Here is a 22,338-nt window from a genome sequence, read left to right as displayed (position 1 = left end):
GAAGAAGGGCAGGCACAAAGAAGGGGCGGGTGCACACCCGCCCCTTCTTCGCTGTCTCAGACCGTGGCCAGAGCGGCCTCCGACTCCAGCACCGCCGCGACGGCGTTGACGACCGCGGCGATCCGGATGGCCTCCTGGATCTGCTCGCGGGGCAGCCCCGCCTTGCGCAGCACCTGCTCGTGGGACTCCAGGCAGCGGCCGCAGCCGCCGATCGCGGAGACCGCGAGCGACCAGAGCTCGAAGTCGACCTTGTCCACGCCCGGGTTCCCGATGATGGTCATACGGAGCTTGGCGGGCATGGTCGCGTAGGTCTCGTCACCGATCAGGTGCATCGACCGGTAGTAGACGTTGTTCATCGCCATGATCGCGGCGGCGCCCTTGGCCGCCCTGAACGCCTCGGCGGACAGGACGTCGGCCGCCTCTGCCGCGATCTCGGCGATCACGCGCTGGGACCTCGTCGCCGCCGCGCAGGCGAGCAGCGTCCCCCAGAGCTGCTGCTCGCCGAGCGAGGAGGTCGTGACGAGCGAACCCAGGTTGAGCTTGACGTCCTTGGCGTATTCAGGAAGGGCGCCCTTGAGGTTGTCGACGGACATCAGACGCCGGCCAGCAGCTGCTTCGCGTCCAGACCGGCCTCGCCCTTGTTCCAGTTGCAGGGGCACAGCTCGTCGGACTGGAGGGCGTCGAGGACCCGCAGGACCTCCTTGACGTTGCGGCCGACCGAACCGGCGGTCACCATGACGAACTGGATCTCGTTGTTCTGGTCGACGATGAAGGTGGCGCGCTGGGCGACACCGTCGGAGCCGAGGATGCCCAGTGCCGACGACAGCTCCCGCTTGATGTCGGACAGCATGGGGAAGGGCAGGTCACGCAGGTCGGGGTGGTCCTTGCGCCAGGCGTGGTGGACGAACTCGGAGTCGACCGAGAAGCCCAGGACCTGGGCGTCGCGGTCGGCGAACTCACCTTCGAGACGGCCGAACTCGGCGATCTCGGTCGGACAGACGAAGGTGAAGTCCTTGGGCCACGCGAAGTAGACCTTCCACTTGCCCTCGTAGGACTTGTGGTCGATCTGGGCGAACGCGCTGTCCGCGTCCAGGGAGACACAGGCGGTCAGCTCGAACTCAGGGAAGCGGTCACCGATGGTGAGCAAGTCCGGTTCTCCTTCACAGGGGACGTCGTTGTCGGAGCCCAGACTGCCGCACCTAGCATTGATTCGAGAAATCGAGCAGTCGAACGAATCTGACAGGTGATCCTTATCAGTGAGCCAACCCCCACCCTCGCTCAACTGCGGGCATTCCTCGCGGTCGCCGATCATCTGCACTTCCGGGAGGCGGCCTCCGCGCTGCGGATGAGCCAGCCCGCGCTGTCGAGCGCGGTCTCCGCCCTTGAGGAGACCCTGCACACCCGGTTACTCGAACGGACCACCAGGAAGGTCCTGCTGACCCCCTCGGGCGAGCGGGTCGCGGTGCACGCGGCGCGGGTGCTCAAGGCGGTCGAGGACCTCATGGGTGAGGTCGCCCAGAACCGGGAGCCGTTCAACGGCCCCGCGCACCTGGGGGTGATCCCCACGGTCGCCCCCTACGTGCTGCCCGCGTTGCTGCCGATGTTCTCGCGGCGCTTCCCCAGGCTCAAGCTGACCGTGCACGAGGCCAAGACCGAGACCATCCTGGAGGAGGTGCGTGAGGGCCGTCTCGACATGGTGATGCTCGCGCTGCCGACCGAGGTGACCGGGCTGGTCGAGGAGCCCCTCTACGAGGAGGACTTCCTGCTCGCCTTCTCCCCCGACCATCCCATGGCCGGGGATGACACGCCGCTGGACCGCGAGGCGCTCAAGGGGTTGGACATCGTGCTGCTCAACCAGGGCCACTGCCTGCGCGAACAGGCCATCGACGTGTGCCGTGAGGTCGGCGCGCGGGCGACGGCGGCCACCTACGCCACCAGCCTGCCGACCCTGGTCCAGCTCGTCGCGGGCGGTCTCGGGGTGACGCTGCTGCCCGAGTCGGCGGTCCCGGTCGAGACGGGCAAGCGGGTACGGCTGGCGCTGCGCCGCTTCGCCGACCCCGCCCCCGGCAGGACCATCGGCCTGGCCTACCGGGCCAGCTCGGCCAGGTCCGCCGAGTACGGCCTGCTCGCCAGGGCCGTCCGCTCGGCGCTGCGCGCCAGACGCCTGCCGGTCAGGATCGTCGGCTGAACGGCGCGCTCACCGGCCCGCCAGACGGCCGAGGCGGGCGACGGCCTCGTCGATGACCTCCTCCTTCTTGCAGAAGGCGAAGCGGACGAAGTGGCTGCCGCGTCCGGGGTCGGCGTAGAAGACCTGGGTGGGAATGGCCACCACGCCCGCCAGGTCCGGCAGCTCACGGGCCAGGGTGAGGCCGTCGGTGAAGCCGAGGGGGCGGATGTCGGTCTGCACGAAGTAGGTGCCCGAGGGGCGGTAGACCTCGAAGCCCGCCGCGGACAGCCCGGCCGTCAGGCGGTCGCGCTTGGCCTGCAGGGCCGCGCGCTGCCCGGAGACCCACTCCATCTCGTGGCGCAGGGCGTGGGCGACGGCCAGCTGCCAGGGGGCCGAGGCGGTGAAGGTGAGGAACTGCTTGACGGTCTGCACGGCGCGCACGAGCGGGGACGGCCCGCACACCCAGCCCGTCTTCCAGCCGGTGACCGAGAAGGTCTTGCCCGCCGAGGAGATCATCACGGTGCGCTCGCGCATGCCGGGCAGGGTGGCCGGCGGGATGTGCTCGACGCCGTCGAAGGTGAGGTGCTCGTAGACCTCGTCGGTGACGGCCACCAGGTCATGCTCCCCGCACAGCAGGGCGATCTCCTCAAGCTCGGCGCGGGTGAGGACGGTCCCCGTCGGGTTGTGCGGTGAGTTGACCAGGATCGCCCTGGTACGCGGGCCGACGGCGGCGCGCAGTTCCGCCGGGTCGAAGGTGAAGCGTCCCTCGACCGGGCGCAGGGTGACCGGGCGCAGCACGGCCCCGGCCAGGGCGATGGCGGCGGCGTAGGAGTCGTAGTAGGGCTCGAAGGCGATCACCTCGTCTCCCGGCTCGCACAGCGCCAGGATCGAGGCCGCGATCGCCTCGGTCGCGCCGACGGTGACCAGGATCTCGCCGTCGGGGTCGTAGTCGAGGCCGTAGCAGGCCTTGCGGTGCTCGGAGACGGCCTGGCGCAGGTCGGGGACGCCGGGGCCGGGAGGGTACTGGTTGGCCCCCTCCCTGATCGCCGCCGCCGCGCGTTCCAGCATCGCGGCGGGCCCGTCGGTGTCGGGAAAGCCCTGTCCCAGATTGATCGAACCGGTCCGTACGGCGAGCGCCGACATCTCGGAGAAGATCGTCGTGCCGAACGCGCGCATCCGCGCCACCAGGGGATCGTTCACACGGCAACAGTAGACCGGGGCGCGTGACAGATCGAGTGCCAGCCCGACGACCTAGATTTGTATGGGCTTGTCGTCTTATGACAGAGGTCGTCTAGGCGAGATGGATTGCGCGGTGATACGTCTGTTTCCTGTGACCCATACGGCTCCCGCATCCGGAAGGCTCCACGAGCTGGACGCGCTACGCGGGTTCGCGGTGTGCGGGATCATGCTGGTCAACACCTGGCAGCACCTTCGTGAGCGCGTGCCCGGCGCCGAGCGCGGTGCCGTCGACTGGGTCGTGGAGAATCTCGGACAGAGCCGTTTCTATCCAATCTTCTCCGTGCTTTTCGGGATGAGCCTTGTGCTGTTCCTCGATTCGGCCGCCGCGCGCACCGGCCGTCCCAGGCTCGTGCTGCTGCGCCGCCTGGCCGTGCTCGGGGTGCTCGGCCTGCTCCACCAGACGGTGAACCCGGGCGAGGTGCTCCTGCCGTACGCGATCTTCGGGGCGCTGGTGCTGCTGCCCGCCTCGTTCCTGCCGCGCCGGGGGGTGCTGCTGCTCGGGATCGTCGTGACGGTGTGGGGGGTACGCGAGGGCGGCGGCGTCATCCTCATCCCCGGTCTGTTCCTGCTGGGCATGGCGATGATGGAGTACGGGCCGCCGCGGTGGCCGGTGGGGCCCGCCTTCGTGGCCGGTACGGCGCTGGCCGTCGTCCTCGGCTACCTGTGGGTCAGGACGACGGCCGGGGACCGCACGTTCTACTTCCGCGGCCTCTACCCCACGGCCGGGCTCGCCGCCGCGACGGCCTACTGCACGGGGCTGCTGCTGCTCCTGCGGACCCGGGCGCGCGGGCCGCTGCTGGCGGTCCTGGCGCCGCTCGGCCGGATGGCGCTGACGAACTATCTGACGAGCACCCTGGTCATCCTGGCGGCGCTGCCGTTGCTGGCCGCGGACCCGACCAGGATCACGGTGGTCGCGCTGACGGTCAGCGTCCTGGCCGCGCAGGTGTTCCTCAGCAGGGCGTGGCTGCGGGGGCACCGCTACGGCCCGCTGGAGTGGGGATGGCGATGCCTGACGTGGCTGGAACGGGTGCCCAACCGCCGGATAGGGTCGAGGACGTGACGCGCATCGCACTGTGCCAGATCCCGGTCTCCGAGGACCCCGCCGTCAACCTGTCCCGCGCCCGCGAGGCCCTGCGCTCCGCCGCCGAGGACGGCGCCGAGCTGGCGATCCTCCCCGAGGCCACCCTCACCCGGTACGGCAGGCGGATCACCGGCCTGGCCGAGCCCCTGGACGGGCCGTTCGTCACCGGGCTCGCCGAGGCCGCCAAGGAGTCCGGCCTCGCGGTCGTCGCCGGGGTGTTCGAGACCGGAGAGGCCGGGACCGGAGAGACAGGGCGGGGCCGGGTGTACAACACCGCCGTCGCCCTCGACGAGACGGGCGCGCTCCTGGCCGCCTACCGGAAGATCCACCTGTTCGACTCCTTCGGCGCCAAGGAGTCGGAGCTGGTCGTCCCCGGTGAGGAGCCGGTGGTCGTCGAGCTGGCCGGGCTTCGGGTCGGCCTGGTCACCTGCTACGACGTCCGTTTCCCCGAGCTGGGCAGGGCGCTGGCCGACCGGGGGGCCGACCTGTTCGCGGTGATCGCCGCCTGGGGGTCGGGCCCGATGAAGGAGGAGCACTGGGCGACCCTGGTGCGGGCCCGCGCGATCGAGAACACCACCTGGGTCGCGGCCGTCGGGCAGGCGCCGAACCCCGAGGCCGCCGACGGTTTCGGGATCGGCAGGAGCATGCTCGTCGACCCGATGGGCGTCGTCCACACCGACCTGGGGCCCGCGCCCGCGGTGCGGACGTGCGTGCTCGACCCCCAGGTCACGATTGCCACCCGGAATGCCCTGCCCTGCTTGGAACACCGGCGGCTTCAGGTCGGCAGATCGTAAAATGCGACCGTGAGTGAGCCACCTGGGCGTAGAACGCAGATGCAGAAGGTCATCCCGCCCCGACTGCTCGTGCCCTATCTCGCGGGCAGGCGCAGCGTCATATCGGGATATGTCTACCGCGTGCAGGACTGCGCCCGCCTGACAACGCCCGCCCAGCTCTTCGCGGGCCTCGACCTGGGCTTCGAGGGCTCCGAGCTGACCACGGCCGTCCCGGAGCTGTACCTCATGCGCTGGTTCGCCCGTGACGTCGACGCCTACGCCGTCCCCTACGGCCCGCACATGGGGGGCGACTGGAACGACGTCCCCCCGTTCGCGGGCAACGGCTTCACCACCTCGCGTGAGCACGTCGTGCCGCAGTTCCACACCACACCCGTGCCGATCCCAGCGGGAGCCGAGATCATCCACGTGACACCCGGCGAAGAGCGCCTGTTCGGCCGTTACGACGGCCTCGCCTGGCGGCGGGCCTCGTGAGCGACGTGATCGAACCGGTGGCATCCGGTTTCCTGGCGCGCTACGGCGAGCGGACCCACGTCGCGGCGCTGGGCCCCGGTGACTCCGAGGTCGTGCTGTTCGCCAAGGAGGCCCGGCAGGGCTTCGAACGTCTCTCCGGCTACTGGCGGGCCGTGGTGCCCCGCGAGGAGCTGGAGTGGCTGGTGCTGGTGCGCACGGTCGGGGCGTTCGGCGGCGAGCCGTGCCTGGTCCTCGACGTCTCCGAGGAGAACGGCGAGGAGAGCCTGCACATCGCCTACACCGGTCACAGCGGGCTGAAGGCCGAGGCGCTCGGCTACTGGATGGTCGACCACGGCGCCTACGAGGTCGTCGTCCCCCGTGACGAGGTCTTCTCCATCCGCGTCGAGCGCGTCCCCCTGTCCCTCACCCCGGCCGAGCCGGAGTCGTGACGTCCCGGCCTCAGGCCGGGTCCGCCCGCCCGCCGAGCGCCCGGTAGCGCGCCAGGCGGGCGGTGAGCCGGTCGGCCGGGGCCGGCCGCAGCAGCCCGGCGATCTCGTGTTCCAGGGCGTGCGCGACCCTGCGGGAGAAGGCCTCCGGCTCATAGGCGGCGTCGGGCAGCTCCGGGATGATCCGGTCGACGATGCCGTCGCGCCGCAGGTCGGTCGACTTCACCCGTTGCGCGGCGGCGGTCTCCGGGGCGAAGTCGACGCTCCGGTACAGCAGCGCCGAGGCGCCCTCCGGCGGCAACGGGGACAGCCAGGCGTGCTGGGCGCACAACACGCGGTCTGCGGGCAGCAGCGCCAGGGCGGCGCCGCCGGCGCCCTCACCGAGCAGCAGGCAGACCGTCGGTGCCCCGAGCGTGACCAGGTCGGCCAGGCAGCGGGCGATCTCCGCGGCCAGGCCGCCCTCCTCGGCCGCCTTGGACAGCGCGGCCCCCGGGGTGTCGACCACCGTGACCAGCGGCAGGTCCAGTTCCGCGGCCAGGCGCATCCCCCGCCGGGCGACCCGGAGCCCGGCGGGACCGAAGGGGGCCGTGACCCTTCTGCGGCCCCGGTCCTGGCCGAGCACGACGGCCGGGGCCTCACCGAACCTGGCCAGCGCGATGAGCAGGCCGGGGTCCGCCTCCCCCTCGCCGCTGCCGTTGAGCGGGGTGACGTCGCGGGCGCCGTACCCGAGCAGCTCACGCACGCCGGGGCGGTCGTCCCTGCGGGAACGGGTGACGGCGTCCCACGCCTGGACCGGGGGGACGTGCTCGTCCGGCTCCCGCCCTGCGGGCCGTACCTCACGCGGGGCGCACAGCACGGACAGGGCCCGGACGGCGAGCCGCCTGGCCTCAGGGGCGGGCACGACCGCGTCGAGCAGGCCGTGGGCCAGGAGGTTCTCCGCGACCTGGACGCCCTCGGGAAAGGGGTAGCCGTGCAGCGACTCGAAGATCCTGGGGCCCAGGAACCCGATCAGGGCGCCGGGCTCGGCCATGGTGACGTGCCCGAGCGACCCCCACGAGGCGAAGACCCCGCCCGTGGTCGGGTGCCGCAGATAGACCAGGTACGGCAGGCCCGCGGCGCGGTGGGCGGCGACCGCGGCGGTGATCTTCACCATCTGCACGAAGGCCGGGGCGCCCTCCTGCATCCGGGTGCCGCCCGAGGCCGGGGCGGCCAGCAGCGGGAGCCGTTCCGCGGTCGCCCGCTCGATCGCGGCGGTGAGCCGTTCGGCGGCGGCGAACCCGATCGATCCGGCGAGGAAGGAGAACTCGCAGGCGGCGAAGGCCACCCTGCGGCCGTCGAGCAGCCCCTCCCCGGTGACGACCGACTCGTCGTAGCCGCTCCTGGCGCGGGCCTGGGCCAGCTCCTCCGCGTAGCCGGAACCCTCGGGTGCGGGGTCGGCGGGCGTCCGGTCCCACGACCGCCACGTCCCGGGGTCGAGGAAGGCGTCGATCAGCGCGCGGGCATCGGGACGCACGAGGTTCATACCCCGGCTCTCCGGCCCGCGCGGCAGGGTGGGTACGAGGAAGAGGTCGTCATCTTTCACGTTCCTCCAGCCACGCGAGGACCTCGTCGTTGTGCTCGCCGAGCGCGGGCGGGGCGGTGTGCCGCATGGGCGGGTCGCCGTCGAAGCGCAGCGGCGGCCCGGGAAGCTCGATCGTGCCCAGGACCGGGTGGTCGACCTCGACGACCAGGCCCTGGGAGCGTGTCTGCTCCCAGGCGTAGACCTCGTCGATCGTCCTGATCGCCCCGGCGGGCACCCCGATCCCGGCGAACGCCGCCAGCCAGTGGGCGCGGCCGTGCCCGGCCAGGGCCCGTTCGATGTCGGCGATCAGGCGGGGGCGGTGCGCGAAGCGTTCCCTGTTCGTCGCGTACTCCGGGGTCAGCGGGTCGATGCCGAGCAGGTCGGCGACCTTGCGCCACTGGGCGTCGTTGGCCACCGCGATCTGGAGCATGCCGTCGGCGCAGCGGAAGGCGCCGTAGGGGGCGATGGAGGCGTGGTGGTTGCCGCCCGCGCCGGGCACCCGCCCCCCGACCGTCCAGGCCGTGCCATGGTAGGAGTGCACGCCGGTCACTGCGGCCAGCAGCGAGGTCCGCACGACCTTGCCCCGCCCGGTCCGCTCCCGCTCGTAGAGCGCGGCGACCACGCCGTAGGCGCCGTGGATGCCGCCGAGCAGATCGGCGATGGAGGCCCCCACCCGGTACGGCTCCGCGGGCGAGGGACCGGTCAGGCTCATCAGTCCCGCCTCGCCCTGGGCGATCTGGTCGTAGCCGGGCCTGCCTCCCTCGGGGCCGTCGTGCCCGAACCCGGTGATCGACAGCACGACGAGACGGGGGTTGAGTTCGTGCAGCCGCTCGACGCCGAACCCGAGGCGGTCCAGGACGCCGGTGCGGAAGTTCTCGACCAGGACGTCGCTCTGCCGCACCAGGCGTTCGATGAGGGTCCTGCCCTCGGCGGACTTCATGTCCACGGTGATGGAGCGTTTGTTGCGGTTGGCCGCGAGGAAGTAGGTGGAGATGTCGTGGCCGGGGCCGACGAAGGGCGGTCCCCAGCTCCGGGACTCGTCGCCCGCCTCCGGCTGTTCCACCTTGATCACCCGGGCTCCGAGGTCACCGAGCATCTGTGCCGCGTGCGGTCCCGCCAGGGCGCGGGAGAGGTCGAGTACGACGATGTCGCCGAGGGCTCCGTGCAAGATCAACCTCCATTGGTGGTCGCCGAGCCTAGCCGAATCGGGACGGGAAAGGGGTGTCCCCCGCCACCGGCCGCCCCGCCCATCGAAGATCTTCCCAGCCCTCCGTCCGGCCCCTCCATCCGGCCTGGGACCGCCTTGGGGGCCATCATGGAGGAATGGACGAGATCGTCTCCTTCGAGCGGCTCGCGGACACGGTCCTGCGGCTTCCCCCGTCGTGCGGTCCCGTCCGGCTCGTCACGGTCGACGGCCCCGCCGGGTCGGGCAAGACGACCTTCGCGCGGCGTCTCGGCGCGGCGCTCGGGGCGCAGGTCGTCTCCAGCGACGACTTCCCCGTGCCGTGGGACGAGGTGCCCAGGGAGTGGTTCCGGCTGGTCGAGGAGCAGGTGCTCGGCCCGCTCGCCGCGGGTGAGCCGGGGGGCTACCGGCGCTTCGACTGGGCCGGTGGCGGTTACGCGGAGCGGGTCGAGGTGCCCGTCGCGCCCGCGCTGGTCCTCGAAGGGGTGAGCACGGCCCGCCGTACGGCCCCGGCCGCCCTCGCGGTGTGGGTGTGCGCGTCCGCCGAGGTCCGCCGGGCCCGGGTGCTGGCCAGGGACGGCGCGCAGCTGGCCGAGCAGTGGCGGCGCTGGTGGCGGGCCGAGGAGACGTGGTTCGCCGCCGACGACACCCGCGCCAGGGCGGACCTGCTGGTCGACGGGGCCCGGGTCCCCGGGGAGTTCGTCAGGGTGCCCCGCGACCGGGTCCGTCAGGGCCTCGCGTGAACCGTCCCCGGCGTCTCCCCTGAAGCCGTGACGGGGAGAGCGTCCGGGACCGCGGAGACGGGTTCCGCCGTGCAGGGGGCGCCGCCGCAGACGTCGACGACCACGCCCTCCCGCAGGAAGTGGGCCTTCTGCACGCGGGCCTCCGGGGAGTTGCGCGGGTCATGGTGCGGGTCCCTGCCGTAGGCGGTGCCCAGCGGCGGCGTGTTGGTCCGCGGCGGGGTGACGGCCCCGCTGTCCCAGACGATGAGCGCCGACCCGGCGTACGGGCGGGGCGGCAGCGCCCTGATCCCCCAGTAGGGGGCGACGTCGGGGTCGCGGCCCGCGGCGACGGCGGGCTGGTGGACACGGGCGCCGATCGTGCGCGCCTCGACCTGTGCGGTCACGGTGGAGACCTGGTGGTCGCCGTAGGCGACGTGCAGCAGCACCCGGTGCCTGGGTGAGCCGGGCAGCGGGTCGTCGGTCAGGTGCTGGGCGTAGCCGTTGGTCTCCGCCCGGTCCCAGAGCATCTGCATGAGCGCGAAGCAGACCTGCTGGGTCAGCCGATCGGGGTAGGCCTCGTCCATGATCCGCTGGAACGGCTGGAAGGCGGTGCTGCGGTTGAGCAGGGTGCTGTAGTTCATACCCGTCACCCCGAGCACGGCGTTGCGCACGTCGGGGGAGACCGCGACCAGCGCGCCGCCCGAGATGCCGCCCTGGCTGTTGCCGTCGTAGGCGAGCCCGGCCCGCCGGTCGAACAGCGGCCTGCCCTGTTCGTCCCTGAACGCCCGGTGGCCGGTGAACCCGTCCCTGCCGACCATGGCGCGGCCGAGGAGGACGAAGTTCAGCAGGCTCTGCTGCAGCCGGTCGGGGACGGTGCCGAACGCGGACAGGTCGCGGAACACGCCCGCCACATGCTGGACGTCCTCCTCCGACATGCCGATCCACGCGGTGGCGCAGAAGACGAAGCCCTGCTGCCCGGCCATCTCCCGCACGTCACGGGAGCGCACCTCGGCGGCCCTGCCGAGCAGGCCGTGGCCGTACAGGGCGGGGGTCGCGGGTCTGGTGAAGGCCGAGCGCGGGATCACGCACTGGTAGCGCGTCCGCAGCGTGTCGCCGAGCGGGCGCGGCCTGCCGTCCTGGTCCCGGTTGAGGCGCGCCCCCGGCGGCGCGCCGGGCTTGTCGAGGTAGTTCGGGACCTGGATCTCCCCGGTGACCTCGCGGGCGATGCCGGGGTCCTGGGCCTCGGTGAGGTCGGTCACCGACTCCACGGTGAAGCGCGGCGCGGCCCCCCTGAGCGCGCGCAGCGCCTCATCGCGCATGCTCAGCACGGGACCGGCCAGGCCCCGCCCGCTGGCCACGGTGAAGTCCCAGGCGAGGTGGAGCCCCCGCCTGTCGACCCCGGCCGTCGCGAGGTCGGCGAGGGTCCTGCGCAGCGCGCGCTGCCGTACGGCGAGCGGGTCCCCCAGGGGGAGGTCGGCGCCGGTGAGCCTGGTGAAGGTCTCCGGGGCCCGCAGGGGGACGCCCGAGGCGTCCTTCAGGCCGCGCAGCGCGACGGCGTAGCGGTGGCCCTCGATGAGGTTCCTCGCCGGTCTGACGATCAGCGCCCGCCGGGCCGGGTCGGTCGCCCCCGCGTCGAGCTCCGCCCAGTACGGCCAGCGCTCCCCGGTCACGGTGTCCACGATCACGATGGGGGCGTCGCGCCGCAGGGACCACCCGATGTCGGTGACGGGCGCCGCCCCCGTCCTGGCGAGGTCGAGGCCCGGCACGTGGGCCAGCAGCATGGACCCCGGGGAGAAGCCGTCGGCGGTGTTCCACGACGCCGGGTCGACGGGGACGCCCTCCTCGTTGCGGGGCATGGCACCGGCGGACAACTCGACCCGCAGGCCGGTCGCGGTGCGCGCGTTCACGGTGAACCAGTCGTTGGGGAAGGGCAGCAGGCACTCGTGACCCGCGATCGGGTCGCAGCCCGCGTCCTTCGCCCCGGGAACGGCGACCGGCGGCACGGACGTCGAGGAGGCGGCCGGGACCGAGTCGGAGGGCGGGGCGGGGGCCAGGACGGGCAGCACGGGCCTGGGGCCCATCGCCGAGACCACGGCCAGCACGAGACTCGCCACCATCGCGCGCGGACGCATGCCTGTGCCTCCCTGAGCCTCGCCGGTACCGGACACCCGTGACTAGCGCAGCAGACCGCAGGAAAGACCGTCCGTCAATGGGTGATCGACGAATGGGTTCAGAGTGATATGTCCCTCAGATGCCCGTCGTCGTTGAAGATCTCGGCCCGCGAGCCACGCCAGACCGAGACCGAGGCGTTCGTGACCGGCGCGAACGCGGCGACCGAGTCCAGCGCGACTCCCTCGATCACGTGTTTGAGCATCAGCACCACCGCGTCGTGCGCGACGACCAGCACCCGCCGACCGGCGTACCCGGCGCGCATGTCACCGACCACCGCGCGCACCCGGTCCGCGACGTCGGAGAAACACTCCCCGCCGGGAGGGCGGTAGCCGTACTCGGCCCGCAGCAGTGACCGCGCCTCCTCGGGGAAGCGCCGCATGATGGCGGCCAGGTTCATCCCCGCGAGCTCGCCCATCAGGCGGTCGCCGAGCCTGGCGTCGAACCGTACCTCGGGGACGGCGCTCAGCTCGGCCGCGGCCAGTTCCCAGGTCTGCACGGCCCGCCGGTACGGCGAGCACCACACCACGTCGGGCCCCCGCTCCCGCGCCAGGCGCCTGCCGAGGGCGCTCGCCTGCCGTCTGCCGAGCGGGGTGAGCGGGACGTCCTCGTCGGCGCCGGTCAGGACGACGGCCGTCCCGCTCGCCTGCGCCCTGGCGTAGGCCACGTTGGACTCGCTCTGGCCGTGACGTACCGCGGTGATCATCGAGGGCATGCCCTCAGCCAACCTCGCCGTGAACGTCCGCGCAAGACCCGGCTGCTAACGTCCGGTCACATGGACGACGGCGTTTACGTGGGCAACGCGGGCGAGGACGCGGCACTGGACCGGGGATGGATCCTGGGGCACTTCAAGGAGGCCGGGGACCCGCGGCACAGCGAGGACGTGGAGATCAAGTGGGGAGTCCACCCGCCCGGCGACCGGCGGGCCCGGTGGGTGCGGGGTGAGGAGCGCACGGCGCTCCTGGTGCTCGTCAGCGGCCGTTTCCGCGTGGAGCTGCCCGGCCGCAGCGTCCTGCTCGAACGCCAGGGTGACTACGTCGTGTGGGGCAGGGGCGTCGACCACTCCTGGGTCGCCGAGGAGGAGTCGGTCGTGCTGACGGTCAGGTGGCCGTCCGTGCCCGGCTACGCGGTCGCCCCGGTGGAGCGCCCGCCGCTCGTCCAGAGCTGACACCGGGCACGGACCCGGGTTCAGCGGCGGCGGGGGCCCATGGTCGAGCCGATCACCGAGTCCGCGTCGTGGGCGTGCACCTTGGCCGCGAGCCGGATGGCCATCTCGCTCGTACGGCGCAGCTCGGCCTCGACCCTGTCCTTGCCCGACTGGCCGACCTGGACGCCGAAGTAGGCGCCGATGATCGCGCCGGAGACGCCGACGAGCCCGGCGAACGGGGCGGTCGAGTCGCCGCCGCGCATGGCGATCACCACGAAGGCGACCAGGATGACGACAAGGCCCGTCACCACGACGTAGAACCCGTAGCGCCAGCGGGCCGCCTCGGCCTTGGCGGCCACGGCCTCGTCCTCGGTCATCATCGCCGCGAGCGCGACGGGGATCTCGACGGTCTCGCCCGTCGGGGCCGTCGGGGGGACCGCGGAGGTGTTCACCGCGGGTGACTTGATGACGGGCGGAGCGGAGTTCTTGGTGGTCGTCACAGGTTCTCCCACTTCTCGTTAGAGCCTCAACGAGGCTCCCACGCTTTACACGAACAAGCCAATCGAAAGGTGTCGCGCGGGACCTGACTCCCTTACCGGTGTACCGCGCCCCAAACCCCCGTCGAAGAACCACTAGGCTGGCCGCCTGTGACCGAACCGTCCGCGCTCTCCGCCGTCCCCACCGGAACCAGGGACGGCGTGCTCCGCTTCTACTTCGGCCCGATGGACTGCGGCAAGTCCACACTGGCCCTGCAGATGAACTACAACCATCGGCGTCAGGGCAGGCACGGTCTGGTGCTGACCAAGCACGACCGTTCCGGCGACGCCAGGGTGACCAGCAGGATCGGCCTGGGCAGCGAGGCCGTCGAGGTGGTCGACGGCCTCGACCTGGTCGAGCTGGTGCGCGGGCAGCGGCGCGTCGACTACGTGATCTGCGACGAGGCGTGCTTCTACACGGTGGAGCAGATCGAGCAGCTGGCCGACCTCACCGACGACTTCGGCATCGACGTCTACGCCTTCGGCCTGGCCTCGGACTTCCGGTCGCAGATGTTCCCCGCCGCCCAGCGCCTGTTCGAGCTGGCCGACGAGATCAACCGGCTGCAGGTCGAGGTGCTGTGCTGGTGCGGCAGGCCCGGCAGGCTGAACGCCCGCGTGGTCGGGGGCAGGCTGGTGCGCACCGGGGAACAGGTCGTCATCGGCGACACGGGTGAGGCGCCGATCCGCTACCAGGTGCTCTGCCGCCGCCACTACCGCGCGGGCGATCTCGGCGACGCCTGACGTCCGCCCGGGGCCCGGCCGGACGTCAGGCGAGGGCGGGGCGTCAGATCGCGCAGTGGCCGTCGTCGCAGGCCTCGCCGGCCTCCGCCGTCCCGGGGGCCTGCCCGGTCCGCTCGGCGACCTCCTCAAGGGCGGCGAGCAGCGTGTCCTCCGGCTGGGCGCCGGAGACCGCGAACTGGCCCTCGAACAGGAACAGCGGGACGGAGGAGACGCCCAGGGAGCGGGCCCTGGACAGCTCCTGGCGGACCTGCTCCGTCCCGCCGGGGCCGTCGAGGTCGGCCTTGACGTCCAGGTCCGTGGCGATCGTGGCCAGGACCTCGCGGGAGCCGACGTCGAGGCCGTCGGTGAAGTGGGCGGCGAACAGGCGGTACAGCGCCTCCTCTCCCCTGCCCTGCTCGTCGGCGATCTGGATGAGCCGGTGCGCGTCGAGGGTGTTGGCGTGGACGGCGCGGTCGAAGCGCATCTCAAGGCCGTCCTGGGCGGCGACCTGGGTCACGTGGGCGAACATCTGCCGCGCGCGTTCCTGGCCGCCGAACTTGGCCGCGGCCCAGGTGAGCAGGGGTGACCCGGTGGACTCGGCGTCCGGTGCGAGCTGGAAGGGCCGTAGCCCGATCTCGACCTCGCCGCCGGTGGCCCGGTAGCGCTCGACGGCGCGGGCGAAGCGGGTGTGACCGATGTAGCACCAGGGACAGACCACGTCCGAGTAGATTTCAACCTTCACAGAAGGCTGCAACCAGGGCGAAGCCCCACTGATTCCGGAAACGAGGTCAGATGGCCGAGGCGATGTCCTCAAGCCGGGCGGCGAGGCGTTCCCTGTCTCCCTCGGCCAGCGCGGCGGCGGCGCGCCACCAGCCGAACCACTCTCCGCTGCGCCACATCCAGTCGGCCCGCTCGATCGCGGCGACGACGTCGCCCCTGTCCCGCCAGGCCTCGCCGACGTCCTCGGTGTGCGCCCCGTGGCGCAGCGCCCAGGCGCGCAGGATCTCGGCGGCGGCGGGGTCGACCGGCTGCGCGTAGGGGTCGGGGTCCTCACCGGCGAGCCGGTGCGGGCCGAGCCCCGCGGCGACGCCCCAGCTCCACTGCGCCTCGGCCGGACGGGAGTAGCGCAGCGAGTGGAAGTCCAGGTTGGAGCCGAGGGTGTCGTCCGCGCGGGCGACCACGACCGCGTCGAGCCTGCCGCCGACGTCGAAGGAGACCAGGACCCGTTCGCCGGGCCGTACGTTCCCCGGCAGGTCGATCCGGTCCTCCGCCTGCCAGGAGTTCAGGTCGGTCGCCGCCAGGGGGCTCCCCCACTGCTCGTCCGCGGCGTCGTCGGCGATCCAGGCGGCGAGCATCTCCAGCACGGTCAGGTCGGTCCACGGGTCGATCGCGGTCGCGGTGCGCAGCACCTCGTCCGGGGAGGGCAGCTTCTCCCCCCTGGACCGCGACCACCACTCCTCGCCGAGGTCCCGGGTGCCGACCAGCAGCGCGGCGAGCGCCGCCAGCTCGGCCGACCTGCGGGTGAGCGCGACCCCCCTGACGAGGTCCGCGCAGAGCGTGGCCCGTTCGGCGCCGAGCACGGCCCGCGCCTCGCCGAGCAGCGTCACGGCGTCGGGTTGTCCTGCTCCGAAAAGGTCACGAACCAGTCTTCTGGCCTCGGTTCGGGCGTCCTCCGCACGTTCCTCGCGCATACGCGTCAGATTACGCCGGGAGCCAACCTCGCGCGAGGGTTGCGCGCCGTCGCTCACCGGCCGGCGTCCTCGCCGGGGATGGCCGTACCGTCGTCGCCGTCGCCGCCGGCCGAGGAGGCGTTCCTGTGGGCCGCGCGGCCGACCATGTAGGCGGCGACGGTCGCGGTGATCACCTGGAACACCCCGGTCAGCAGCAGCGTCCCCGCGACGGCCCAGGTGGGGTGGCGCAGCCACATGGCCAGCAGGACCAGCTGCAGGCCGAGCACCTGGGGCTTGGTCGCCGGATGCATGCGCGACAGGGTTCCGTGGAACCGGAACATCCCCACCCCCGCGGCCAGGGCGAAGGCGGCGCCGAGCAGCACGCACACCGCCGCGGCCACCTCGAGCGGGGTCACCGGACCCGCCCGGAGAAGAACCTGGCCAGCGAGACCGACCCGACGAACCCGACGAGGGACAGCACCAGCAGCACCGGCAGCGCGGAGTAGGCGCCCAGAGCCGTCGCCCCCGCCGCGATCCCGCACATCACCACGGCGGTGAGCACGTCGAGCGCGACCGCCCTGTCCAGCATGGACGGGCCGCGCACCAGCCTGGTGAGCGTCAGCGCCGCCGCGCAGCCGAGCAACGCGAGCGCCGTCAGGTACACAGCCGTCACCGCAGTTCCTCCCTGTCCTGTGAGGTGCCGAAGGCCGCGACGATGGCGCCCTCCAGACGGGTCACGTCGGCCTGGACCGTGGCGGGGACGTCCCCCTCGACCCCGAGCACGTGCAGGACCAGTCGCCTGTCCGCGAAGCGCGCCTCAAGGACCAGGCTGCCGGGAAGCGCCGACAGGGCGATCGTGACCAGCACGGTCATCACCTCCGACGAGGTGCGCAGCCGTACGGTGACCACCTCGACGGGCGGCTGGACGCCCAGGCGCAGCGCCCAGAGGGCGACCCTGAAGCTGGACATCACCAGGTCGCCCGCGAAGCGGGCCAGGAAGACGGCCGCCGCGACCGGGTGGATCCTGACGCCGGAGTCGAGTACGGGCAGCGGCAGCGCCCAGACGATGACCGTGGAGGCCAGCAGGCCGCCGAGCACGTTGCCCACGCTCGGATCGCCCCACAGCAGCAGCCAGACCACGGTCAGCCAGACCACCTCACCCGGTGGGACCGGCCTGCCCAGCAGACGCGGCACCCGCCCTGCCCCGCCCGTCGCCCTCACCGCGCGCTCCCCAGGACCGCCGAGATGTACGGCTCGCGGGCGAGCAGTTCCGCGGCCGTCCGGCTGGTCAGGGCCGACAGCGGCCCGGCGAGGACGGTGTAGGAGAGCCCGAGCACCACCAGGGCCGTGGTCGCGCCCAGCATCGGCGCGGGCATGGTGGCGCTGGTGACGATCTCCCGCCCGGTGATCCCCTCGGTGCCGGGCGCCCTGGTGAGCGTGGTCTCCTCGCTCTCCAGCACGGTTCCCGGCCGGTCGGCCGCACCCGGGGCCGGAGCCCGCCAGAACGCCTTGCTCCAGGCCGTGGACATGGCGTACAGGGTCAGCAGGCTCGTCACCAGGCCGCCCGCCACGAGGATGAGCGGCAGGGCTCCCCCGGCGGCGATCCCGGCCTGGACGAGGTTGAGTTTGCCCAGGAAGCCGGACATCGGGGGGATGCCGGCCAGGTTCATCGCGGGGACGAAGAAGAGGACCGCGATGACCGGAGCCAGCCGCATCAGGCCGCCGAGGTCGTCCAGGGAGGTGGTGCCCGCGCGCCGCTCGATCAGCCCGGTCACCAGGAACAGGCTGGTCTGCACGGTGATGTGGTGGACGACGTAGAAGACCGCGCCCGACATGCCCGCGGCGGTCGAGAGCCCGACCCCGAAGACCATGTAGCCGATGTGGCTGACCAGCGTGAAGGAGAGCATCCGTTTGATGTCGGTCTGGGCGACGGCGCCGAAGATCCCGACCAGCATCGTCAGCAGCGCCGCCCACATCAGCAGGACGCTGACCGGGCCACCGGGGAACAGCAGCGCCTCCAGCCTGATGACGGAGTAGATGCCGACCTTGGTGAGCAGCCCGGCGAACAGGGCCGTGGCGGGGGCGGGCGCGGTCGGGTAGGAGTCGGGCAGCCACGCCGACATCGGGAAGATCGCGGCCTTGACCACGAAGACCAGCAGGAGCGTCAGCTCGACCAGCAGCTTGAGGTAGTCGGGCAGCACCTGGAACCGTTCGGCGAGCTGGGCCATCGACACGGTGCCCGTCGCTCCGTAGGAGACCGCGATCCCGACCAGGAACAGCAGTGAGGAGGCCAGGCCGATCACCACGTAGGTGGCGCCCGCGCGGATGCGGGACTCGGTCCCGCCGAAGGTGAGCAGCACGTAGGAGCCGCTGAGCAGCATCTCGAAGGCGACGAAGAGGTTGAACAGGTCACCGGAGAGGAAGGCGTCGGAGACACCCGCCACCATGATCAGGTAGGCCGGGTGGAAGATCGCCAGTGGGGCGGCGTACTCCTGGTCGGCGTAGGCCTGCGCCAGCGAGTAGACCATCACGCACAGCGTCACCGCCGAGGAGACCACCAGCATCAGCGAGGAGAGGCGGTCGGCGACCAGGGCGATGCCGACCGGGGCGGCCCAGCCGCCGAGGTGCGTGGCCAGCGGCCCGCCGCCGTCGGCCGCGGCCAGCAGGAGCACCGAGACCACGAGCACCGCGGTGAGCGTGACCACACTGATGAGCGCCTGGAGCCTGCGCGACCTGCCGCCGATGGCGAGCTTGAGCCCGGCCGCGAACAGCGGCAGCAGCACCGGCACCGCGACCAGTTCCCGTGCCACCCCCTCCACCGCCTGCGCCATCAGTCGTCCCCCTCCAACTCCGGGTCCTGCGCCCTGGCCTGCCGTTCCCTGTCCTGCCTGATCGCCTCCCGCATCTCGGCGCGCGCCTGGCGGCGCCGTTCGCGCAGCCTCCTGCGGATCCTGCGCTCCCGCGCGGCCTGCTCCCGCTCCCTGCGGGCGAACTCGGCGCGCAGCCTGGCGGCCCGCTCGCCGCCGCCCTCCTTCGAGGCCTCCTCGGCGTCACGGCGTTCGCGTTCGCGCCTGGCCTCGTCGAGGCGGGCCAGCTCGGCCCGCTGCTGCCTGACCAGGCGCCGGTAGGCCTCGCGCCTGGCGAGCACGGACCTGGCCAGCTCCCCTCTGCGGGCGCGCAGCCGTACCCTGCGGTCCTCGGTGTCGTCCTGTACCTCGTCGCCGCCGGTGAGCTGCCAGGAGCGGTGGACCATGGCCAGCAGGAACGCGGTGACGCCCAGGGTGATCACCAGAGAGGTGAGGACCATGGCCTGCGGCAGCGGGTCGGCCATCCGCTCGACGGGGGAGACGCCGAGGATCGGCGGCTCACCCGCGGGACCGCCCGTCAGGACGATCAGCAGGTTGACGCCGTTGCCGAGCAGGATGACGCCCACGAGCAGGCGCACCAGGCTGCGTTCGAGCAGCAGCGCCACCCCGGCCGCGACCATCGTGCCCGAGGCGGCGAACGGCACCAGCGAGACGGTCACCGGCCCTCCTCCTCGATCTGCCGGTCGAGCTCGCCGCCCAGGCTGCGCAGGAAGTCCTGGACCATGCCGACGACCGCGGCGTAGACGCCGACGTCGAACAGCAGCACGGTCGACAGGTGGAGCGTGCCGACCAGCGGGACCTGCACGTCGGCCGCGAGCATGGTCAGCGGGGTCCCGGAGAACAGCAGCCCGACGAGGGCGGTGACCGTCGAGAGCAGCAGGCCGAAGCCGATCAGCACCCCGGCGTGCGCGGGCACCGCCAGGGCCAGTTCGTAGCGTCCGCCCGCGAGGTAGCGGACCACCAGCGCCAGCCCGGCCACGATGCCGCCCGCGAAGCCGCCCCCGACCGCGCTGTGCCCGGTGAACAGCAGGAAGACCGAGATGAGCAGCACGGTGTGGAAGATCAGCCGGGCCACGATCTCCAGGACGGCGGCCCGCTCCCCCTTCGGCAGGGTCGCCGCCAGCCAGTGCGGTCCCCGCTCGGGGCCGGGTTCCCCCGACGGGCGTTCCAGCGTGTAGGTGCGACGGCGCAGGAAGACCAGGCTGGTGACGCCGAGGGTGAGGACGACGAGCACGGAGCTCTCCCCCATGGTGTCCCAGGCCCGGATGTCCACCAGAAGGGCGCTGACGGCGTTGGAGGCCCCGGCCCTGCGGGCGGCCTCGGGGATCAGCGCCCCGACGGGGGGCGCCTGGCGGGCGGAGACGGCCAGCATCCCGGCGACGGTCACGACGCCGCCGCTGACCGCGCCGAGGCCGAGCCGTACGCCGAGGGGCACCCTGGGCCTGCCCTCCCTGGGGCCGAGCGGGAGTCTGCGCAGCACGAGCACGAAGACCACCAGGCTCAGCGTCTCGGTGAGGAACTGGGTGAGCGCCAGGTCGGGTGAGCCGTGGACGAGGAACAGCAGGGCCGTGCCGTACCCGGTCAGGCCCGCGACCAGGGCGAGCACGATGTGCGTGCGGATCCGCGGGGCGAGGACGGCGACGGCCACCAGCAGCGCCCCGACCAGGGGTTGTTCCGGGCGGGTCCAGGAGGCGACGTCGAGGTGGACGTCCGGCGTGGGGCCGTACAGCGCGGCGAAGACCCCGATGCCCGCGACGGAGACGAACGCGATGATGAGGTAGTCGGTCAGCGAGCCCCGCTGGGTGACCCCGGTCAGCTGCAGGGAGAAACGTTCCAGGCCCCGCATCAGCGCCCAGTAGACCCGTCCCGAGTCCACGAGCCGCAGCACCCGTCCCACCCGTTCGACGAGCCCGCCCGCCGCGAACAGCAGCGCCCCGCCGCACAGGGCCGCGGCCGACAGCAGCAGCGGCGTGAGCGCCCCGGTCCACAGCGCGAGGTGGACGTGGCCGGTGCCGGGAAAGGTGCCGGTGTAGCCCTCCATCGCCCGGCCGTACCAGGAGGCCAGGGGGGCGAGCACCACGCCCAGTACGGCCAGCAGCGCGGGCGGGGTGAAGGTCGCCGCGGCGGCGGGGCTCGCCGGGGTCGGCGCGAGGCCGCGTCCGCCGCCGAAGGTCCCCCACAGGAACCTGGCGCTGTAGGCGACGGTGAGCATGGAACCGGCGACGACGACCGCGAGCGCCACGGTGTCGGCGGTCCGCCCGGTCAGCAGCGACTCGAAGGCCGCCTCCTTGCCGACGAACCCCAGCGTCGGCGGTATCCCGGCCATCGAGACCGTCGCGGCCGTCGCCACCGCGCACAGCCACGGCGCCGAACGCCACAGGCCGTTCAGCTCGCGCAGGTCACGGGTGCCGGTGGCGTGGTCGACGACGCCGACGACCAGGAACAGCGACGCCTTGAACAGGGCGTGCCCGAGCAGCACGGCCACGCCCGCGAGCGCGGTGTCCCGGGTCCCGGCGCCGAACAGCGCCGTCATGAAGCCGAGCTGGCTGACCGTGCCGTAGGCGAGCAGCCGTTTGATGTCGTACTCGCGCAGCGCCCGCCACCCGGCCAGCAGCATGGTGAGCAGACCGAGGGGTACGGCGACCGCCCGCCAGACGGGCAGCGTGCCGAAGGCGGGGCCGAACCTGGCCAGCAGGTAGACGCCGGCCTTGACCATCGCGGCGGCGTGCAGGTAGGCGGAGACCGGGGTCGGGGCCGCCATCGCGGCGGGCAGCCACATGCTGAACGGGAAGATCGCCGATTTCGACAGGGCCCCGGCCAGGAGCAGGACGACCGCCGCCGGGACCAGGGCGCCGGAGGGCGGGTCCGCGACGATCCGCGAGATCCGGTAGGTGCCCGCGCTCTCGCCGAGGATGACCATCCCGGCCAGCATGGCCAGTCCTCCGGCGGCGGTGACGGTCAGCGCCTGGGTGGCGGCCCTGCGGGCCTGCCTGCTGCGCGGGTCCTGGCCGATCAGCAGGTAGGAGAAGACCGTGGTCAGCTCCCAGAACACGTACAGCAGCAGCAGGTTGTCGGCGACGACCAGGCCGAGCATCGCCCCGGCGAAGGCGACGAGGACCCCGCCGAACCGGCCGAGCCCCTCCTCGCCCGCCTCGAAGTAGCGCGCGCAGTAGACCAGCACCAGCGCGCCGACCCCGGTGACCAGCGCCATCATGAGCACGCCGAGCGCGTCGGCGCGGAAGTCCAGGTCGAGTCCGAGGGCGGGCGCCCAGGTGTGGCTCGACCCGGCGGGGACGCCCGTCAGGGCGATCCACAGCGTGTAGGCGAACCCGCAGGCGGGCGCGACGGCGAGCACGGGGAAGGCGCCGCGCCCGAGACAACGGGCCAGCGCCGGGGCGCACATCGCCGCGACGGCGTGCAGGATCAGCAGCGACTCCATGTTCCCCCGGGCACCGTCGTGGTCGGCACAGCGTCGGCACCGTGTCGGCACAGCCCAAAGTCCCAGAAGCCGGATGTTTCCTCGCCTGGCGCACCGGCGCCTTGACCCGAAAAGCGCCCCCTCTTCACCGCTCCCTGATCAATCCCC

At 72.5% G+C, this 22,338-nt stretch carries 24 protein-coding genes; 8 read left to right on the top strand and 16 right to left on the bottom strand.

The window, feature by feature from the left end; genetic code table 11:
- Positions 1–56: 56 nt before the first annotated feature.
- Both ABZ463_RS11920 and ABZ463_RS11915 read right to left on the bottom strand, forming a co-directional pair.
- Positions 57–593: a carboxymuconolactone decarboxylase family protein gene (locus tag ABZ463_RS11920; RefSeq protein ID WP_352011375.1), complete on the bottom strand. Its 537-nt coding sequence runs from the start codon at positions 591–593 to the stop codon at positions 57–59.
- Positions 593–1,147 (bottom strand): peroxiredoxin, encoded by a 555-nt coding sequence (locus ABZ463_RS11915; RefSeq protein ID WP_352011374.1) that lies wholly within the window; start codon positions 1,145–1,147, stop codon positions 593–595. Before ABZ463_RS11915 ends, ABZ463_RS11920 begins: the two co-directional genes overlap by 1 nt.
- A 96-nt stretch (positions 1,148–1,243) precedes the next feature.
- On the opposite strand from ABZ463_RS11915, the gene ABZ463_RS11910 reads away from it, so the two are divergent.
- Positions 1,244–2,188 (top strand): LysR substrate-binding domain-containing protein, encoded by a 945-nt coding sequence (locus ABZ463_RS11910; RefSeq protein WP_352011373.1) that lies wholly within the window; start codon positions 1,244–1,246, stop codon positions 2,186–2,188.
- A 9-nt stretch (positions 2,189–2,197) separates the two neighbouring features.
- Here ABZ463_RS11910 and ABZ463_RS11905 read toward each other — a convergent pair whose 3' ends face one another.
- Positions 2,198–3,367, bottom strand: a complete 1,170-nt coding sequence (locus ABZ463_RS11905) for a pyridoxal phosphate-dependent aminotransferase (protein WP_352011372.1) — start codon at positions 3,365–3,367, stop codon at positions 2,198–2,200.
- 112 nt (positions 3,368–3,479) lie between these two features.
- Between ABZ463_RS11905 and ABZ463_RS11900 the strand changes: the two genes are divergently transcribed.
- The 4 genes from ABZ463_RS11900 to ABZ463_RS11885 are packed head-to-tail and all read left to right on the top strand — an operon-like array spanning position 3,480 to position 6,180.
- Positions 3,480–4,466, top strand: coding sequence for a DUF418 domain-containing protein (locus ABZ463_RS11900; RefSeq protein WP_362775600.1), 987 nt, complete (start codon positions 3,480–3,482; stop codon positions 4,464–4,466).
- Positions 4,463–5,281: a carbon-nitrogen hydrolase family protein gene (locus tag ABZ463_RS11895; RefSeq protein ID WP_352011370.1), complete on the top strand. Its 819-nt coding sequence runs from the start codon at positions 4,463–4,465 to the stop codon at positions 5,279–5,281. Before ABZ463_RS11900 ends, ABZ463_RS11895 begins: the two co-directional genes overlap by 4 nt.
- 39 nt (positions 5,282–5,320) lie before the next feature.
- On the top strand, positions 5,321–5,752 hold the full coding sequence (locus ABZ463_RS11890) for a hypothetical protein (protein WP_362775598.1): 432 nt from the start codon (positions 5,321–5,323) through the stop codon (positions 5,750–5,752).
- On the top strand, positions 5,749–6,180 hold the full coding sequence (locus ABZ463_RS11885; protein ID WP_352011368.1) for a hypothetical protein: 432 nt from the start codon (positions 5,749–5,751) through the stop codon (positions 6,178–6,180). The genes ABZ463_RS11890 and ABZ463_RS11885 overlap by 4 nt, the downstream gene beginning before the upstream one ends.
- A gap of 10 nt (positions 6,181–6,190) precedes the next feature.
- Here the strand turns inward: ABZ463_RS11885 and ABZ463_RS11880 are convergent, their stop codons facing one another.
- Positions 6,191–7,699 carry a carboxyl transferase domain-containing protein gene (locus ABZ463_RS11880; protein WP_362775898.1) on the bottom strand — a complete coding sequence of 503 codons (1,509 nt, stop codon included), beginning with the start codon at positions 7,697–7,699 and terminating at the stop codon, positions 6,191–6,193.
- A 49-nt stretch (positions 7,700–7,748) separates the two neighbouring features.
- Positions 7,749–8,906, bottom strand: a complete 1,158-nt coding sequence (locus tag ABZ463_RS11875; protein WP_362775595.1) for a CoA transferase — start codon at positions 8,904–8,906, stop codon at positions 7,749–7,751.
- A gap of 155 nt (positions 8,907–9,061) precedes the next feature.
- On the opposite strand from ABZ463_RS11875, the gene ABZ463_RS11870 reads away from it, so the two are divergent.
- A complete protein-coding gene (locus ABZ463_RS11870; protein WP_352011366.1) occupies positions 9,062–9,664 on the top strand; it encodes an AAA family ATPase in 603 nt (200 codons plus the stop codon).
- Here ABZ463_RS11870 and ABZ463_RS11865 read toward each other — a convergent pair.
- A complete protein-coding gene (locus ABZ463_RS11865) occupies positions 9,649–11,775 on the bottom strand; it encodes a hypothetical protein (RefSeq protein ID WP_362775593.1) in 2,127 nt (708 codons plus the stop codon). The two genes, ABZ463_RS11870 and ABZ463_RS11865, sit on opposite strands and share 16 nt — an antisense overlap.
- A 98-nt stretch (positions 11,776–11,873) precedes the next feature.
- Entirely contained in the window at positions 11,874–12,527 is a 654-nt protein-coding gene (locus ABZ463_RS11860) for a histidine phosphatase family protein (RefSeq protein ID WP_352011364.1), read from the bottom strand.
- A gap of 60 nt (positions 12,528–12,587) precedes the next feature.
- On the opposite strand from ABZ463_RS11860, the gene ABZ463_RS11855 reads away from it, so the two are divergent.
- Positions 12,588–12,980, top strand: coding sequence for a signal peptidase I (locus ABZ463_RS11855; protein ID WP_352011363.1), 393 nt, complete (start codon positions 12,588–12,590; stop codon positions 12,978–12,980).
- Positions 12,981–13,000: 20 nt separating this feature from the next.
- Here the strand turns inward: ABZ463_RS11855 and ABZ463_RS11850 are convergent, their stop codons facing one another.
- Positions 13,001–13,459 carry a hypothetical protein gene (locus ABZ463_RS11850; protein WP_352011362.1) on the bottom strand — a complete coding sequence of 153 codons (459 nt, stop codon included), beginning with the start codon at positions 13,457–13,459 and terminating at the stop codon, positions 13,001–13,003.
- Between the two features lie 147 nt (positions 13,460–13,606).
- Here ABZ463_RS11850 and ABZ463_RS11845 point away from each other — a divergent pair, with 147 nt between their 5' ends.
- Positions 13,607–14,236 carry a thymidine kinase gene (locus ABZ463_RS11845; RefSeq protein WP_352011361.1) on the top strand — a complete coding sequence of 210 codons (630 nt, stop codon included), beginning with the start codon at positions 13,607–13,609 and terminating at the stop codon, positions 14,234–14,236.
- A 43-nt stretch (positions 14,237–14,279) separates the two neighbouring features.
- Here the strand turns inward: ABZ463_RS11845 and ABZ463_RS11840 are convergent, their stop codons facing one another.
- The 8 genes from ABZ463_RS11840 to ABZ463_RS11805 are packed head-to-tail and all read right to left on the bottom strand — an operon-like array spanning position 14,280 to position 22,191.
- Positions 14,280–14,957, bottom strand: coding sequence for a DsbA family oxidoreductase (locus ABZ463_RS11840; RefSeq protein ID WP_352011360.1), 678 nt, complete (start codon positions 14,955–14,957; stop codon positions 14,280–14,282).
- A 46-nt stretch (positions 14,958–15,003) separates the two neighbouring features.
- Positions 15,004–15,906, bottom strand: a complete 903-nt coding sequence (locus ABZ463_RS11835; RefSeq protein ID WP_362775590.1) for a hypothetical protein — start codon at positions 15,904–15,906, stop codon at positions 15,004–15,006.
- A 53-nt stretch (positions 15,907–15,959) separates the two neighbouring features.
- Entirely contained in the window at positions 15,960–16,301 is a 342-nt protein-coding gene (gene mnhG, locus ABZ463_RS11830; RefSeq protein ID WP_352011358.1) for a monovalent cation/H(+) antiporter subunit G, read from the bottom strand.
- Complete coding sequence (locus ABZ463_RS11825; protein ID WP_352011357.1) at positions 16,298–16,558, bottom strand: monovalent cation/H+ antiporter complex subunit F; 261 nt, start codon at positions 16,556–16,558, stop codon at positions 16,298–16,300. Before ABZ463_RS11825 ends, mnhG begins: the two co-directional genes overlap by 4 nt.
- A complete protein-coding gene (locus ABZ463_RS11820) occupies positions 16,555–17,106 on the bottom strand; it encodes a Na+/H+ antiporter subunit E (RefSeq protein ID WP_352011356.1) in 552 nt (183 codons plus the stop codon). Before ABZ463_RS11820 ends, ABZ463_RS11825 begins: the two co-directional genes overlap by 4 nt.
- Complete coding sequence (locus tag ABZ463_RS11815) at positions 17,103–18,716, bottom strand: Na+/H+ antiporter subunit D (protein WP_362775587.1); 1,614 nt, start codon at positions 18,714–18,716, stop codon at positions 17,103–17,105. The genes ABZ463_RS11820 and ABZ463_RS11815 overlap by 4 nt, the downstream gene beginning before the upstream one ends.
- Entirely contained in the window at positions 18,716–19,411 is a 696-nt protein-coding gene (locus ABZ463_RS11810; RefSeq protein ID WP_352011354.1) for a Na(+)/H(+) antiporter subunit C, read from the bottom strand. The genes ABZ463_RS11815 and ABZ463_RS11810 overlap by 1 nt, the downstream gene beginning before the upstream one ends.
- Complete coding sequence (locus tag ABZ463_RS11805) at positions 19,408–22,191, bottom strand: Na+/H+ antiporter subunit A (RefSeq protein ID WP_362775585.1); 2,784 nt, start codon at positions 22,189–22,191, stop codon at positions 19,408–19,410. The genes ABZ463_RS11810 and ABZ463_RS11805 overlap by 4 nt, the downstream gene beginning before the upstream one ends.
- Positions 22,192–22,338: the final 147 nt, after the last annotated feature.

Origin of the sequence: Streptosporangium sp. NPDC020145 (assembly GCF_040631275.1) — a bacterium.
Taxonomy (GTDB): domain Bacteria; phylum Actinomycetota; class Actinomycetes; order Streptosporangiales; family Streptosporangiaceae; genus Streptosporangium.
The sequence above is the reverse complement of the archived record's forward strand: the minus strand, read 5'-3'. Positions and strand labels throughout refer to the sequence as shown.